Below are 15,583 nucleotides of genomic sequence, written 5' to 3' on the forward strand. Positions count from 1 at the left end.
ATACTAATGGAATCAAGATCCAAATCTATGCCTGTTTGATTTGTTATTTGTTGCTTCAGTTAGTTGAAGTTCCTGATGAAATTGGAAATAAACTCTTAGACAAATTACGATATTTACAGGCTTTTATGTGTGAGAAAATTAGCTATATTCACTGGTTTAAGGAACTTGTTTTCAATTGCTGAAATCAGCATTTTATAGGATTCGTATGTCTATTTTCAGAATCCTATCAATAAGCGTTCAACACTTCTGAAGTAAAGGGCTACCGCTAGGGTGTAAAAAATAGGGAGTAAGCTATGCTCTACGCTTTGATTAATTCAACAGGAATCCATCGGCTGGAAGTAGAAGAAAAGTTGGAACTTGCAGATTTGCAAAACCGAGTGGGCATTGCAGGTGAACCTGCGTTCATAGAATATGTCCGGAATCAATTTCCAGATCCCGCGATAGACCTAATCTGTGATGAGGAATTCTTATACAAGGAATTGCCCTTAACCTGCATTACTCGTCGCAGTATTGCACTTGGCGGTCAAGTGATTGCTACTGCCTGTACGGATGATGGTGAAACAATAGGGTTGACCGAAGCTCAGTTTCAATTAGTCGCGACAAATCTGATTATTGCGAGCAGGATCTAATCTATCATGCCTCAAGTTTGCGCTTGGGGCAACTTCCTTACCCCGAAACTCCTGAAACCGACTCAATTGTGCAGCAAGCATGGCAACACATGAACCCAGACCAACGTGCTCTGATTTCCAGTCGCTGTGAGGCTCACCGAGGGCGCACTAAGTCATTGCATTTACTTACTGTAGAACTGGAGGACTTGGATAAGCTAATCGACAACATCGAAGGTGAAGAAATCACACCCGAATTAGAAGTAGCGGTGCAACAACTCTTAGAACAACGGGGTAGTACCTACGAGCAATGGCTTTCCAAGGTTGATAACTACTGCGCTGCCATTACCAACCGCCATGCCCTGAGCCAACAACGTAAATCTGAAGCAGAACGCCTGAATAAACTCGCAGCTACCGACAGCAAACGAGTGAATTGGATGAAACAGCAACTCAAGAGCTGTCTCAAATCTCAGGGTGTCAAGAAACTAAGGCTGCGCCGCATCCACTTAACTATCAGCAACAATGGCGGAGTTTTGCCCCTCAAACTCCCTTGTGAAGTAAATCAACTTCCTCCCCAGTTTCAACGCATTGAAGTATCGCCCGATAATTCAGTCATCCGACAAGCCTTGGAAGCGGGAGATATCGAAGCTCAGAAAGTTGCACAATTCGGAGGACGCGAAACTCATTTGAGCGTTTTATAGATTGCCATTAAGCAGCAAATAATCACTTTTTACCAAGGACTATTTCCTGCTGAATGTTAACATAAAAACAAAAGTAATTTTAATAAGATAGCTGTCGCTAGTGTAGAAAAAACACTAAGTTAAAGGTACACAATGCACTGCTGTTTAGGGTTAGATTGTCCTCAAATGGGTTTAGATGAAGGCGGAGAGTGGGGAGCCTCTCATAGTTGTAAAAACACTTATTCTGGCTCCTTCCTTCTTCCTTCTTCCTCTTTCCTCCTGGCTCCTGGCTCCTAACTCCAATTTCTAGCTTGGCTGCAAAAGTGAGATGTTCCCGGAGAGTGCATCAACGAAGAAAGTTGCTACCGTTACACAGAAGCTGGGAATTTGTACGAAATAGTGCTACTCAAAGGATTCCCAGGTGCGGTGTATCTTTGCTGGCATAGCAAGGATAATGCGAACACCGAATGGACTGATGAAAAGTGGGGGTTCAAGCACCTCAACAACTGCGATTGGTTGCTGCACAGCAGCGCATCATTGAATGCCTTTGCAGAATGGCAACACGCCTATTACAAACTAAGCTCTAGAAACAATACCAAGTATGTCCGCAGTGACTTATTTGATGACTTTGAGTATTTGAGAAAGCAGGTAGACCCAGACTACGGGAAACGCCAAGAAAGCAGCGCTCTCATCCTATTTGAATAACAGAACACATAAAAATGACCAGAAACATTCACACATTCCTCAGAACGGCTTGCTTCGTGAGATGCCGTCACCATTCCCATCACGAACGAGGATACACCTTAAAGCATCATAAACTTGAGGGCATCATTCAAGTTTGGTTCAACTCTTTTGAGCTGTTGGATGAGGCAGAAAAAGTTTTGAGAACAGAAGGGCTTGAACTAAAGATAACTTTGGCTGATCAATCTAACGGCTGTTTTCTTTCGCTCGATTGTTAGATAACTACTACACTCTGGGATTAATGGAGTCATAAAAGATGCAGATTTTCTCATTGAGGAAGTACAATCCCATGTCTCATTCCAATCGGATGGTATCGCGCTATGAGTATCCCAACTGCTATCACGACAATGTGTATAACTTCAAAAAAATGATTTATCCAATCAACCCGTTTGATGATGGGGTATGGATTGAAGCTAGTCGGGTTCCGCCTGAAGTGTTCGTGCAGTCTATTAAAGTAGAGTTTATTCTGAGAGATGCGAAAAATCCTTGGCTGAATGTCATCAAAAATGATTCATCAGAAATGATGGTTCGTGTTGATGCCCAATGGATTCAAACATTTAAAATACCCCGATATCTGGGAGGTAACTCAAATGAAATAACAACAAAATAAAGAGCAATTCGTTGTTGAGCATTGACTAAAACAACGGTAGATATTGAATACACGAAAGGCCAAAAAACCAGCGTTTCCATGCCCTTTTACTTGAACAAGGAGGAATCATGTTAGGAACACACTTCATCGAATTACCCGTAGCGATGCCACCCATGTTACCGGGGATGGTGGGAGTCAACAACACTCAATACTTTGCTCTTTATTACCAAGGAAGCAAAGCCACCTGGAGTAATGGCAGAGCAATGGCTACATTTAGCTACTACGCCGTGTATGCGCCACTGATAGAACACATAACTCTCGCAATCCACTTAGAATCTTACAACTTAGGCTCTGATGATGAATTGCCCGAACACGCAATTTTATGCGACACTGTTCGCCATAAAATGTATGTCGGCGCGTACAAAGAAATCGATTATTTCCTGTTACAGCAGCATCCCCATGAGCCGTCCCAGTTGACCGCCCAAGAGTTTGAAGAAGCCGTGAAAGCGGTGGAAAGTATGACCTTAGAGCAAATGCAGCGTTTGGGAATGTTCGAGATGTTCGGCAACACCAATCCCCAAGCGCGCCTCGCAACCGCAGAATTGGTGCAGTGGCTAGACCAACAAATCACCGAAGAATTGATACAGCAATATATCCAATTAGCTAATCTGGGTAATTGGACAGCGGTGAGGGCATTAGACACCCTCAAGCGTAGAATCTCAGAAGGTAAGAAATACCACCAGCAATTAGAGAGCAACTAAATTATCTATGCCGGAGAAGTCTCGATATTACAGCCCCGGCATGGGTACAAAACACCCATAGTGTAGCAAACGCGGAGTTAGCCCATGAAGCGATTGACTTGGAGGGATAAAGCAATTTATTCAGTAATTTTCTCGATGCTTGGCAGCTTTCTAAGAGTAACGAAGACCTTTAACAACCAGCCGGGAAGTCCCTCGGTATATTTAGAGGGGATTAATCTGAGCGCTGCGCGAAGTACCCCGAATAAATTACCGCAGGGACTTCCCGGCTGGTTGTTAAACAAAAATACGAAATTTCCTCTTCAACGGCGAACACGCTCGCGCTGGAAAACTGTAAAGCTACCTTTAAACAAAGTAAACGGACACCAGCGGATTCGGATCGGATACATTGTTTCATGCCGATTCCAGAGAGCACTCCATAATATCCCAGTCAATGCCATCATCGGGGAACAAGGATAATTGCCCTGGCGATACGTTTGATTGACCGCGATTGTGATAGGACAGGTGACACGCGGTACACAGAGCGATTAAGTTTTCTGGGCGATTGTCCTCCGGTATCCGATTGCGATGGTGCACCGCTAAAGTTAAGGCACATCGTTCAGATTTGGTTAAGCCGCTTTGTTTACCGGGTCGGAGTTTACCGGGTCGGAGGCATTGTTGATGGCACTTTGCACAACGCCACCCCGCGTTTTCTTTCACCGAAAGCGCAATCTCTTGCCAATTGTCGGGATATCTCTTTGGTTTAGGCATAGCGGTAAAAGCTCATCTTTTCAAAATAGGGCGATCGCTCTGTTATCGAAGTAAATTCAATTCAAAGTTGTCAGCAGTCAATGTCAACTTCAACGCTGTCTTAATTCTCCCACAGGAATTCTGCCAATAAGCGAAAATCTTCAACGGTGGGCTTATACTCGCAAGCTACTTCCCATGCTTCGGTTAAAATAGCCCATTGTTCGGGAGTCTTAGGTTTTTGGCGCACCAGACAGAGTGAGGAAATTGGTTTTGATGCGGGCTTCTGATGGGTTAACCCCCGATTTTACCAGTTGTAGTTCAAATGATGGATGGATGCTGCTGGCAAGGATGTCGGCATAGTCCATTTCCAGCAAATTGATTTGTTCGATCGGCCAGTCAGTCATTCTCTGCATTCCATATTTCTTAGTGCCTATCTGCCATCATTTCACGCTTGTCTCATTCTTGAGCGATCGCCAAGTAAGAACACACAAAGTACACAGCAGCAGAAACTCGCTTGACGATCGCACACAGTCCCAGCGACCCCTGGGTTTTTTAGTTGGTGACTTTTGGGATGACGAGCGTTGGTGAGGAAACTTGAAAAGCAGTGGCTACACAACTTCTGTTAAGCTTGCTAGATTAGCGAGTAGTCTAAAAAATCAACCCTATGAATTCACTAACCTTTTTGCACAACATCAACATCAACAGCGCCATCATCAGCGTTTTGAACTTGGTGCTGTTTCTTGAATTGACGATCGCCTGTTGCCGGGGAATGTACCGGGGTTGGACGATCGGTGAAGCAACTGTTGGCAAAATATTCTTACTAACCACGATCGCTGCAATCATGTTTCGCTTCTGACAATCGTGGCCGCATGAGTTTGCGGTGTTAAGTGTGTGGCCTCAATGCGCGTTCTGGGTGTTTGCTGGGGGATTAGTCGGCTGCACTTCCAAGTGGGGTGTCGAGCGAGTGTTTTCCCGTTGCTGATAATTATCGTTCCGAACTATCGCTTTACATCGAATCTCTAGCTCGCAACATTTGGAATAGCCCAGTGCTGAGGGGGTTTCGTACTTGGAATAAGTTATTCCGCATTGGGGACATCAATTAGTAAACAGCGGGTAAGCGCCTAAAAGTTCTAAGTGTTGCAGGATAAGTTCGCCATTCTAGTAGCTCGCGCTCTCTTCCATAAATTATCCATCCAGTTTTGTGTTGGGGCTTTCTTAAAAATCCGGTTAAGTGCTGCTGGTGTTGTGATCTGTTAACACTTGTGCTATATTCTGAAGTCTTTATCCTTCTAAAATGCTTAATTGTCGTGCAAGTACCGGGTGTGACAGTAAGAGCCAGCCCAACCCTTGCTGGTCATAGGATGTAGCCATGACATCCTACTGATAGGACTATGCAAGTAGCATACGCGAATCAGCTTGTAAGGTGTGTCAGACTCTGATTATGGATAGATTCTCACATTATCAGGGGGTTCTTATCGGGTCTACCTTATTAATTGGGAGACTTGCATAGCTCCTGGTTAAGTAAGTTATTCTATCAAACAATTAACTAATCAAGATGTAATGTTTTAGTCCAAAAACTTAGTAATGCAAAAATTTAATAAAGTCGTAAAAGTACAATACAATTAATAGTATAAATTTTACCGCAAGCAACAAGTGTAAAATTAACAGGTGCGGACATCGGCTACACTTGTCTACGTTCGTTGGTTGGAAGAAGTGAGGTATGTGTGCAGACTAGGTGTTTAGAGTCAGAGGTGGTATTTGCTTCGAGCGAGGAGCTAGTTCAGATTAAGGTGCTTGCCGATGTGCATCGGCAAGAGATAGGCTTTGTGAATCGGGCAGTCCTGGCAGAAGCGATCGCAAGTCGTGAAATTCTTTACCACCCCTTCGGCTTTCTCCATTTTCATCACCGTCGAGACAAGATATCTACTCTTTACCATCTTTGCGTTTCCCCCGACCACCGCAGGCTAGGCATGGGTCGTCAGCTTATTTGGGCATGGGAAAAACACAGTAGGAAGTGCGGTATTACAAAACTGCGCCTAAAATGCCCCCTGGACATAGAAGCTAACGGGTTTTACAACAAGATGGGATTTGATCGGGTTCAAATTGAACCTGGTAAACGCCGCTCTTTGGTTGTTTGGGAAAAGATATTATGCTCTAATATTCTCCTGACAATTCCCAAGTTTGTGGCTGCCGTAAGTGCTGGCGGCCCTGAGATTGAACGCAGTCGGCAGTTGTGGAATTCTAGCGGTGATCGGCGTAATCCCTTTGAAAACGTTCTTTACTCACCGATAACGTGCCCAGCTTCTACTACAGAATACTTTCGTCAACAAAAAGATGTGGGAAACATTTCGGAAGTTTGGCTAGATTGCGGTGCATATCAGGTGCAACAGGGGAAATTTACTTACGATCGACTGCTGGAATTTTTAGATAATTTTTATCGCAATAATACTTGGGCAGATGGGTATGTATTGCCCGATATTGTACCCATCTCAACTGATTCAGATGAAATAGTGGAGTACAAAGTTCGCGAAACGCTTTACCATTGCGAAAAATTTTTCGGTAAAATGCCTGTTTATGTACAAGAACGCGCGATCGCCCCCGTACACGGACGCACTATCAACCAAATCAATCGCTGCATTGAAACCTATGCAAAAATGGGTATTACCCGTATCGGCTTTGGCTCTTGGGGAACGTCAGGACCCAACGGCAGCGTTAATATGATTTCTGAATCTAGTTTGGCATTGTTTAAGATTGTTGGCAGTATCGCCCGCGAAAAAAACATGAAAGTTCACTGCTTTGGCATTGGCGGTCCAAACAGCTTTTATCGCCTCCGCAACAACTCCCTTGTACCCCATAGCTTAGATAGCTCAACCTGGTCAAAAGCAGGAGCCTTCGGCAGCATCTTTTTTCCGGGTACTTCTCAAATTCAAATTACCGTTAGACGCGGTTTTGAAACTACTAAAACTGGTCTAGAGGAACTCAAAAAATCTACGCAACATTCATGTTACTTTTGTCAAAGTATTGATAAATTGAGAACAAGCCGAGAATATCGGATTATGCACAATTTAACTGCTTGGTTAGATACTTTAGAACGCGCTTTATGAGCAATAAATTAACTTTACATATTCAGCAAAATACTACGCTAGAAAGAGTAGCTATAATTCTTGATTTTTTGAAAAATAAAGAAACAAATTTTGAACAACTTGGAGCTAGTTGTAATTTAGGGCTTTCCGTTCTCCAAAAAGTGGTATTTCCCTTCTTGCGAAATCTTTCAATTATTTCAAAAAAAAATCCCCCCTCACTGACACCTCTTGGTCAAGTTGCAGCTAAAATTCAAGAGTCTAACCCCGAATTGCTAGGAGATTTTTTACATTTAGTAATTTATAATCTACACCAAGAAGAAGCTGAAAAAAGGTTTTCTTGGACTTATGCTACAGTTGTACAACAACTCTGGTTGCGAAAAGAAGTTGTTTTATCACCGCCCGAAAAAAAGTCCCTAGTTGGAGAAGTAATTGAAAAGGCTGCTGTGAAGTTTGAACTACCTACCAGTGAAATAGCATTTAGTGATACGAGTGTGGCTGGTGCCCTCAATTGGCTGCGATCGTTATCACCCAGTGTTATAGAACCAGAAGGCAAATACGAACACTTCAGCCGTCGCTACTTCAGTGCCGCTCCTATTTTACTTCAGGCAGTAGACACAATCTACAAACAGCAACAACGAACCTATGGAGTCAAGATTTTCTTGCGAGAAGAAGTTCAAGAGGCTATTTGTCAAATGTTGTTGCTAGATCCGAGCGGATTAGATGGTAGCATAGATAATGCTAAATGCACCTATGATTATGATCGAGGTGGCTTCTTTGACTGTGGCTATGAAGGGGGATACGGACAATGGGTAATGCTAACTCAATCCCCTGAGTGGACTCAATTGCTTTAGCTAAGTATTAGCATTCTCCGAGACACACTTTATATTTACAATCCATGAACAGATTATTAGAACAACTAGACTCTATCCAAGCAATTGTCGATACAGTCAATCCCTCCCAGATAGAAAATGAGCCTCAAGAAGTAGCCAGAGTTTATAATCTATATGCCACCACCTATAACCCAATTGAACCCGTAAAAACTCTAAAAGACCATTTGATTGAGGAAATTGGTAAGGGTAAACCTGTTACTGGCTACCTTAGTGCCGACTATGGGTATGGTAAGACAGCAACACTAATTTATTTATGGCAGCAGTGTCAGGATCATAAGATAATGGCGGTGCCACCTTTCAAGTTTAAAGAGCTGGGAGATTTGATGGTTGCCACTTATGGCTGGATAAAAACGCGCCTCAAACCAGAATTTCTTCCTCAGATTGAGGTACTGTATCGCAAATATGGCTTGAAGTCTCAGCAAAATATAGCAGCAGACATAGCGCTTAAGTACAAGTTATCTGAAGAGAAAGCTTTAAAAATTATTCAACAATTAAATACTGACACCACAAATACTGATAATGTTTTGAATTTTTGGCAGGAGACAGTTTTTCTCCTCCGACAAGCAGGTTTTGCAGGTTTAGCAATATTTGCGGATGAAAGCCAAGAATTTTTGCGAACAGAAGAAGGTGCTAGCGTTCGCATCCAGATTTTGAGCGATTTAGTTAAAGGAATGCGAGCTTTGGGTTCTACGCCTGTTGCATTAATTCTAAGTATGCCGACTACTCCGACTGAATCAGCTATTGAAGAACAAGCTGGTGATATTATTCACCGTATGAAGGAACAGAAAGTATCTCTTAGATTAGCTGGTGCGTACAGCTCTGAGTTCCCAGCAAAACTGTGGAATTATTTGTGTACTAATTTTCTGGAAGACAAGGCGCAGCAAAATCACTTGGCACATCCAGCAACAATTGAAAGTTTAGGGCAATTATGCGATCGACAAAACTTCAGCAATGGCCCTCGCACCGTCATTGAAGTATTTAAACGCATCATCCATTTTGCTCCAAATAATCAGCGTCCCTATACTCCTTTAGATTTGATTCAGGATTATCTAGAAGGACAAGTACAGTTATATGGCACGGAACAACACAAAATTAGCAATACTATCAAAACCTTGGAGCCGTTGATCTCCTTTCCAAAACACCCCAAAGGACGAGAGGTAATCAAGCTACTCGCTGGTTTCCCCTCAGGCCTTTCTGAAAGTGTAGCTAAACAATTTCAACTCTTAAAGGAGTTGAAAAAACTAGCAGAAGATGACAATTTTTACGGGCTGCACATTATACAGCCGACTGAGCGCACTTTTGCTTTAGTCGCCCTTCTTCAGACAAGCATTCCCACAGTTGTAGATAAAATTCTAAATCGATTTCGTCAGCAATGGTTTGGAGAGTGGAACGATACTCAAAAAGAAGAGATGGCTACAACGATTTTCAAGTCGGAAATTATTTCTTTACTCTTCCCACTTTCTAGAACTGGTCAGAAAGCCAATTGGTCTTGGCGTTATAAAGGGGAGTGGAAGCAGGATAGATTCGGAGTTTTTAATTTATTAGAAGGGGCTCCAGAAAAATATAATGCGGATTTTCCTAAGCGTTCTCTTGTTATCAGTGTCGGGAGTAAAGAATCTGGTTTAATGAGGTTTCAATCCCCAGAAGAAACTCACTTAGATTGGCGGTTTTACTTTAACTATGAGCGAAAAGCAACCGTCGTTCCACAAGTTTTAACTGCGATCACCGGAACTAATCAAGTAGACTTCCATCTTCAGTTAGGTCGAAGTTTTGAAGGCGAATATCCCACATCATTCGGCTTACTCCGCAAAGTCATGGCTTCCGAACAATGTTCTGTTTGTACGCTGCTGAGTTTGTCTCATTATATTCAAGACTGGCTCTCAAAAAATCCTGAAGTCAGTAAAGCCGATCGCTCTAGATTAGAACACCATCGCCAAGAGTGTCACCAGTATGCCATGCGATTGCTGTTTCCGGCGATTTCGCCTCAAACTTGGGAAATTGGGGGCCTCAAGGGGGTAAATGGCTCAGACAGTAAACTTATCGAATCAGTGTTCTATCAAAAATGTAAAGCCTTATTTACCGATTATAAGTCTTTCTATAATAGTCTGAACCCGACGTTACGTAAATATAAGTTCCTCTTGGAAAAAATACCTTTATCTGTTCGCAAAGGTCGTCAGTTATATCAAGTTTCCAAAGAAGAATTTGAAAAATTGTTTGAAATGGGGAGTTCTAGCCTACCCAGTGTTTTAGCGGTTTTCAAACAACATGGCTTGATGAGTGGGGAAAAAATTGCCAAGCGGAAAGAAGGAAATTCCCAAATTAAATTTACAGAACATCCTTTGGAATCGTTTATTAAAGAGAAACTGCAATCACAAGGCAGAACACAAACAGTTGAGACGGCGTGGGGACAGCAAGATGTTAAAGCATTAGAGTATTCAAAGTTATGGAAAGCAGTTAAACTGCTTGGCTATCTTGAAGACGAGTTCCAAGAAGCTCTTGAATGGTTGCAGCGGCGACGCTACATAGAGTGGGCGCGTTCAACGGATATTATCCGCGAAGCCAGTTTGGAATTAGAGCCAGAGGAGTTAAATGGTCAATTAAAAGAACTCCGCGTTCGGGTTTCTTCGTTACTTGAAAGTTTTGATGAGACGATTTTACGTGAAATCAATGAAAAGATAAATGAGGAGGAAAAAATTCTTGATGCTAACCATGAGTCAGAGGTAGCTCTCGACCAAGTTCATAGAAATATCCAAGCCGAACGGGAGCTTCTAGAAAATTTTTGCATTGAGAGGCGCTCAACCCTGCAAAAAGAACTGCGTGGAATTAAACTCAGGCTAGAAAAATTTACCTTAGACTTGAATGCTTCTAAAATTAGTCAAATGATTGAGAGTGATAGCGGCCTAGAATCTTGTCTCAATGACTACCGGATAATTTTGGAAAGGCAAGTAAATCAGCTAGATAAAGATTGCCAAAGCCTAGCTAGTTCGCTTAAAGTAAATGAAACTGATATACTTGCATTGCATCATCAGCTAAAGCATTGTCAGCAGTTTTGGCTAACTTGCGAACCCACTAAATTAAGGCTTGAGGAGTTGGTAGATGGTTTAGAGAAGTGGCGGATTATTCTAAATCGAGCACAGATGTTACGAGAGAATTTGAATAAAGACCCAGTTCGCTTGATGCGTTACGATGATGACTTTGTTGACCGGGTTGTTAAGCATTTTAGCAACAATCAGCTTGAGAGTTTTAGACAGTACGATTTACTGCAACAACCTTTGGTTGAACTTGAAGAGGAAATTAATGGTGAACAGCGCTCGCGTCGAGAGGCTTTCGAGCAAATGCTTAGTCGTTACGAAGTCTTACTGGATCTAATTTCAATTAATGAATCTCCTTTGAAAAATCGATGCAAATTTGATGATGAAGACCGGGATGGATCTTACCACATTATGAAAGGAGTTGTGTGGGAAAATTTGCAAAAATTCTGCGAAGGTTTGGTTTCAGAATGGGAGCAATTGGAGCGTGATTTTTCCTTTATTTCCCAAGAACGCGACCACGATATGACAGAGTTTTTGAGTCAACTCACTGATTTAAAAACACAGCTATCATTACAAAGAGAACAGTTGCCATCTGCGATCGACAGCTTAGCCAACCTTGAAGAACAGATAAACGAACTCAAATCTATTTTTGAACGCGGTCAGGTTCTTCAGAATAAATTGAAAGAAATTCATTTTAAAAGAGATGAAAGCCTTCTGGAGGAAGAAAGACAGCTTTTAAATGCCATTAGCTCTGACAACAGTGCGATCGCCATTAGCCAACTTCGTCAAAATTTGCCACATAATCAGGAGGTATGGGAACTCTTAAAGACTTTGTACAAAAAGGGACATCTAGAGATTATGCTTCGCCGTCGGGATTAATCTTTAAAGAGTGAGGACTCCAGCTCATTTGTTAACAGACTGCTCGCGATCAGCCTCTTCCGGCAGATGGTGTTTCTACCACTTCTGTTCGCTCCAGGTTGCGTTAGCAAAGCTTACCGAGGATCTGAGGTCTATGAGTTCTCCTCTCAAGGCGAGACCATAACGCTTTAACCAATTGCCTATTCGCCAGATTTGGTGATAACCTTGAGAAGGTAAGCTGCCTTCAGGAGGTCTTAACCCGTATAGCAGAGAGCAGTAAAATATTGTGACCTTAGTGTTTACTGCAATAGACTCAACCTTTTACTTATACGCTTAAAGGTACTATGTCCAAGATAATTCCAGTTTTTTACTTACCAAAAGAGTATTATGAACAGGACATGAGGGTACTGGCGGAAGGGCTTGTAGCTAATAACGGTCAGATATTAAAGGCTGCATTGTCTTGGTTGGAAGGTAAGCTAGTTACTCATAAGGCACATAAAGGAAAGCCAGTAGGAACCCCCATGTCTGCTACAACTATAAAAAACTATTTAGCTGGTTTTTATGTTCTCGATATTTATAAATTAGATGGTCAGTTATATTCAGAAACTACGCCTGAAAAAACCAGAGCATCAATTTCGGTTCAGTCTAAAATAGAAGTTATCAAGCCCTTAGAGACTCTGGCTAAAAAGTCTTCTTCTCTTGAAGTTTTTAATGAAAATTTAACTCAAATTTGTTCTCAATATTCCCCAATGGTTAAAACTTACAGTAACGATAGATTTTTACTGTGTGAAAAGTATCAATTATCAGAAAACCCTGAACTTGCTAAACTTCAAGAGTTATTAATACAACATTGTGGCTATAGCTATGTTGGTAATCCAGGGGTGGGTTATCTCGATCTGTTTTATAGACACAAGATACAAATTGACAATTACTTAAACCTTTTAGACTTTATTTTAAAAAATTATCGCGATATTGCCCAGAAAAGTCTGGGTCTAGTTCCAGTTGCTCAGATTCGTGATAGAATTATGACGCAAGGATCAGATTATACGGAAGAACACTTTAAAAAACATCTGATTCAGTTGCAACTGACTCACCGCATCGAATTAAGGACAACCAAGTCTCAGCTTGCCCGTAATATGGGAATTGAGTGTATTGACATTCGAGGAGTCAATTACGGATTTATCAAACTTCTAGAACCTGCTATTGCTGTCTAAGTATGTCCTATCAAGATGTTAAGGGAAACCTTGTACCGCCTGCTCTAAATCCCTACGTGGCTTCTGGCTCTGCTATGTCAGTATTAGAGCAGAACTATGAATTTACAATTGTTCATACAAAGTTTATTGACAATCTCCTGGAAGAGGTTAGACAATCACTCAATATAAAGAGACCAATAAAACTATTTTTTGTTGGAGATTATGGATATGGCAAGACAACTTTATTAAATCTTATAGCCAAAGAATTTCATGATAGACAAGGCATTTGCATACCCATTAAATTCTCTGAGATAGTTACGCCTATTGCAGCGTCCAGCCAGCCAGATAAGCACTTTGAGAGTCTTCTGGGAGCTATTTTTACCAAGATGTATAACGTTTTGATTAGAGAAGGATGTTTGACTAAACAAGATGAAGTATTATTCGAGAAGATAGAGTTTATCGATTTATTTGAAGTTTTTTTGGAAATGCTGAATCGAACGCAGAAACAGAATATATTAATTGCTTTTGATGAAGTAGAGCTCCTCTTTTCCAACCTAGAACTAAAACTTTCATATTTTATGACTTTTTTGCATGGGTTGTCCGAAAAATTTTCAACCAGACCGGGTTGGGGATTGTGTATAAGTGTCACTCAAGAATACTACAGTCAAATTATTTCAGAAGCTAAACAGTTACAAGAGGCTAGGTTTAACTTTAAAATTATAACTCCTCTACCTTTCTCCGAAGTGAAAGAATATATAGAAACAAAAAACAGTTCAGTTACTTTGAGAACAACTGATAAAATTTATCCTTTTGAAGAAGAAGTAATTGATTTTATTACAGTAGTCTCTGGAGGGGTTCCAAGATATGTAGAAACTATTGGCCAATTGCTTTGGGCAGAAGCAGAACCCCACCACACTTTGGTTAGTATTGAAACTGCTAGAAGAATTTTCAGTAATACTTATCGAGTTTACGCCTTATCATATTTCTCAGAGTTACGGGACAGTTTCAAGTTTTCGGAAGAATCGGAGGCTTTTTTGAATATTCTCTTTTTTAGCGGTGGGAGAAGGCAGTCTATTCCAGAGCTTTTGAAATTGAAGGATGCTTGTTCAATTTCATATTTTTATGGACTGTCCGATGAAAAAGCTGATTATAGGTTGAATAGAGCACGTGTAGAACTTAAAAATAAGTTAGGATCTGAGTATTTAGAAGTGTTTGGGCAAAGACCATATAGGTACACCCTCACTAGCTTAATTTTCCAAGATATCTTCCGTTCCCGTGAAAGAATTTAATAAGAAAAAGCGTCGAATATATGACCCAAAAAGATTTTAATCAGTACCTCAACTTAAAGGGAGATAATATAACGAAGGAAATTCAATTATTGCGAAGAAAACTGTCAGATATAATGAACCCCTATAGAAGACCTATATCTTCTATTTTACCAGAAGAACGCCAGGTAGAAAATTCTTTATTATTTGACGATATAGATATTGAGGCTTGCTATGAGAGGTTTGATAGTTGGGATGGTTCTTTGTCAAAGAAAAAAATTCGGGATTGGATTAATCAGTTTGAAACAACTCTAGACCAAAACATAGCATATTTACTCCTGAGTAAGTTTCAGTTTTTCTCCAAAACTCATATTGAATCAGCTAGTCAAAATTTACAGAAAAAGTTACTTGACTTACTTCTGACAAAAGAGAATCTTTGCAAAGCTTTTCGTGACGATCCTAAAGTTGCTTTGAAAGGTAATGAAGCTGAATTTAAAAAATGGTTGAGAAATAAAATTATTAGATATGCTGAATTACCTTCACCGCCGAATACATCAGTGGAAAGTCAATACGGCCTTTGGGGAATTTATGAAAGGTCGGCTTTGACGGCAACTAGCGTTCCTGATGGCAAAAAAATTAGACCTCTGAGCAAGTATTTTCAAGCAGGTACAGAAAACTATGAAACATCAGTTTTTGTGTTTATGGACTATACTAACGGTTCTGGTAATCAACTCGCCAAATGTATTAGAGAAATCAATAAGCTACTCAAACAATATCCTGCATATCAACAGTCATTGTTTATCTTTATGTATGTAGTTCAGGCTACATCATTCAACTTAGCTAGTATAGAATTTGCTTCTGAGAACAGTGAGACTATCTATTATGAATCGATGCTCGACTATAAAAGCCAAGAAATTACGGATATTCTCGACAGCCACCAAATTTCTAAATCAGAATATGATGATTTCATAGAAAAATATTGCCTGCGTGCTTCTGGAACATCATCCGTAGGCTATCGTGAGTCGGGAGCCTTAACCTGCCATCATTATAGTTGTCCCAATAATACATTACCTTTTTTTCATAAACCCAGTACAAATTGGGAACCGCTTTTTAGAAACAGTCAAACACCAAGCGCCACTCGCTATAAGCAAAAATGATTT

13 protein-coding genes and 1 pseudogene are annotated in these 15,583 nt (G+C 41.0%); 13 read left to right on the top strand and 1 reads right to left on the bottom strand.

The features are described from left to right. From QUA34_RS03230 to QUA34_RS03255, 6 genes and pseudogenes are all read left to right on the top strand, one after another. Window positions 1-182 (top strand): annotated as a pseudogene (locus QUA34_RS03230) (IS4 family transposase); the annotation flags it as partial. 111 nt (window positions 183-293) lie between these two features. Continuing rightward, window positions 294-629 carry a DUF3846 domain-containing protein gene (locus QUA34_RS03235; protein WP_333151703.1) on the top strand — a complete coding sequence of 112 codons (336 nt, stop codon included), beginning with the start codon at window positions 294-296 and terminating at the stop codon, window positions 627-629. Window positions 630-652: 23 nt separating this feature from the next. Continuing rightward, window positions 653-1,306, top strand: a complete 654-nt coding sequence (locus QUA34_RS03240; protein WP_333151705.1) for a siphovirus Gp157 family protein — start codon at window positions 653-655, stop codon at window positions 1,304-1,306. 366 nt (window positions 1,307-1,672) lie between these two features. Then, window positions 1,673-1,990 carry a hypothetical protein gene (locus QUA34_RS03245; RefSeq protein ID WP_333151707.1) on the top strand — a complete coding sequence of 106 codons (318 nt, stop codon included), beginning with the start codon at window positions 1,673-1,675 and terminating at the stop codon, window positions 1,988-1,990. Between the two features lie 325 nt (window positions 1,991-2,315). Then, window positions 2,316-2,636, top strand: coding sequence for a hypothetical protein (locus QUA34_RS03250; RefSeq protein ID WP_333151711.1), 321 nt, complete (start codon window positions 2,316-2,318; stop codon window positions 2,634-2,636). A gap of 107 nt (window positions 2,637-2,743) precedes the next feature. Continuing rightward, complete coding sequence (locus QUA34_RS03255; RefSeq protein ID WP_333151713.1) at window positions 2,744-3,376, top strand: hypothetical protein; 633 nt, start codon at window positions 2,744-2,746, stop codon at window positions 3,374-3,376. Window positions 3,377-4,332: 956 nt separating this feature from the next. On the opposite strand, the gene QUA34_RS03260 is transcribed toward QUA34_RS03255, so the two are convergent. After that, window positions 4,333-4,515, bottom strand: a complete 183-nt coding sequence (locus tag QUA34_RS03260) for a hypothetical protein (RefSeq protein WP_333142813.1) — start codon at window positions 4,513-4,515, stop codon at window positions 4,333-4,335. A 251-nt stretch (window positions 4,516-4,766) separates the two neighbouring features. Here QUA34_RS03260 and QUA34_RS03265 point away from each other — a divergent pair, with 251 nt between their 5' ends. The 7 genes from QUA34_RS03265 to QUA34_RS03295 all read left to right on the top strand — a co-directional run bounded on the left by QUA34_RS03265 (window position 4,767) and on the right by QUA34_RS03295 (window position 15,580). Then, window positions 4,767-4,958, top strand: coding sequence for a hypothetical protein (locus QUA34_RS03265; RefSeq protein ID WP_333142812.1), 192 nt, complete (start codon window positions 4,767-4,769; stop codon window positions 4,956-4,958). A gap of 868 nt (window positions 4,959-5,826) precedes the next feature. Further along, entirely contained in the window at window positions 5,827-7,206 is a 1,380-nt protein-coding gene (locus QUA34_RS03270; protein WP_333142811.1) for a GNAT family N-acetyltransferase, read from the top strand. Further along, entirely contained in the window at window positions 7,203-8,036 is an 834-nt protein-coding gene (locus tag QUA34_RS03275; protein WP_333142810.1) for a hypothetical protein, read from the top strand. Before QUA34_RS03270 ends, QUA34_RS03275 begins: the two co-directional genes overlap by 4 nt. 44 nt (window positions 8,037-8,080) lie before the next feature. Beyond that, complete coding sequence (locus tag QUA34_RS03280) at window positions 8,081-11,986, top strand: hypothetical protein (RefSeq protein WP_333142809.1); 3,906 nt, start codon at window positions 8,081-8,083, stop codon at window positions 11,984-11,986. Window positions 11,987-12,309: 323 nt separating this feature from the next. Further along, window positions 12,310-13,179 (top strand): hypothetical protein, encoded by an 870-nt coding sequence (locus tag QUA34_RS03285; RefSeq protein ID WP_333142808.1) that lies wholly within the window; start codon window positions 12,310-12,312, stop codon window positions 13,177-13,179. Between the two features lie 2 nt (window positions 13,180-13,181). Beyond that, the gene (locus tag QUA34_RS03290) at window positions 13,182-14,447 is read left to right on the top strand and encodes an ATP-binding protein (protein ID WP_333142807.1); all 1,266 of its coding nucleotides are present in this window, start codon (window positions 13,182-13,184) and stop codon (window positions 14,445-14,447) included. A 20-nt stretch (window positions 14,448-14,467) separates the two neighbouring features. After that, window positions 14,468-15,580, top strand: coding sequence for a phosphoribosyltransferase-like protein (locus QUA34_RS03295; RefSeq protein ID WP_333142806.1), 1,113 nt, complete (start codon window positions 14,468-14,470; stop codon window positions 15,578-15,580). Window positions 15,581-15,583: the final 3 nt, after the last annotated feature.

The sequence above is a fragment of the Microcoleus sp. POL10_C6 genome (genome assembly GCF_036701585.1).
Taxonomy (GTDB): domain Bacteria; phylum Cyanobacteriota; class Cyanobacteriia; order Cyanobacteriales; family Microcoleaceae; genus Microcoleus.

Excerpts from the sequence above, each read along its gene's own strand:
- QUA34_RS03290 (WP_333142807.1), top strand. The coding sequence starts at position 13,182 with ATGTCCTATCAAGATGTTAAGGGAAACCTTGTACCGCCTGCTCTAAAT.
- QUA34_RS03260 (WP_333142813.1), bottom strand. The coding sequence starts at position 4,515 with ATGCAGAGAATGACTGACTGGCCGATCGAACAAATCAATTTGCTGGAA.
- QUA34_RS03295 (WP_333142806.1), top strand. The coding sequence starts at position 14,468 with ATGACCCAAAAAGATTTTAATCAGTACCTCAACTTAAAGGGAGATAAT.
- QUA34_RS03265 (WP_333142812.1), top strand. The coding sequence starts at position 4,767 with ATGAATTCACTAACCTTTTTGCACAACATCAACATCAACAGCGCCATC.
- QUA34_RS03280 (WP_333142809.1), top strand. The coding sequence starts at position 8,081 with ATGAACAGATTATTAGAACAACTAGACTCTATCCAAGCAATTGTCGAT.
- QUA34_RS03285 (WP_333142808.1), top strand. The coding sequence starts at position 12,310 with ATGTCCAAGATAATTCCAGTTTTTTACTTACCAAAAGAGTATTATGAA.
- QUA34_RS03275 (WP_333142810.1), top strand. The coding sequence starts at position 7,203 with ATGAGCAATAAATTAACTTTACATATTCAGCAAAATACTACGCTAGAA.
- QUA34_RS03250 (WP_333151711.1), top strand. The coding sequence starts at position 2,316 with ATGTCTCATTCCAATCGGATGGTATCGCGCTATGAGTATCCCAACTGC.
- QUA34_RS03235 (WP_333151703.1), top strand. The coding sequence starts at position 294 with ATGCTCTACGCTTTGATTAATTCAACAGGAATCCATCGGCTGGAAGTA.
- QUA34_RS03255 (WP_333151713.1), top strand. The coding sequence starts at position 2,744 with ATGTTAGGAACACACTTCATCGAATTACCCGTAGCGATGCCACCCATG.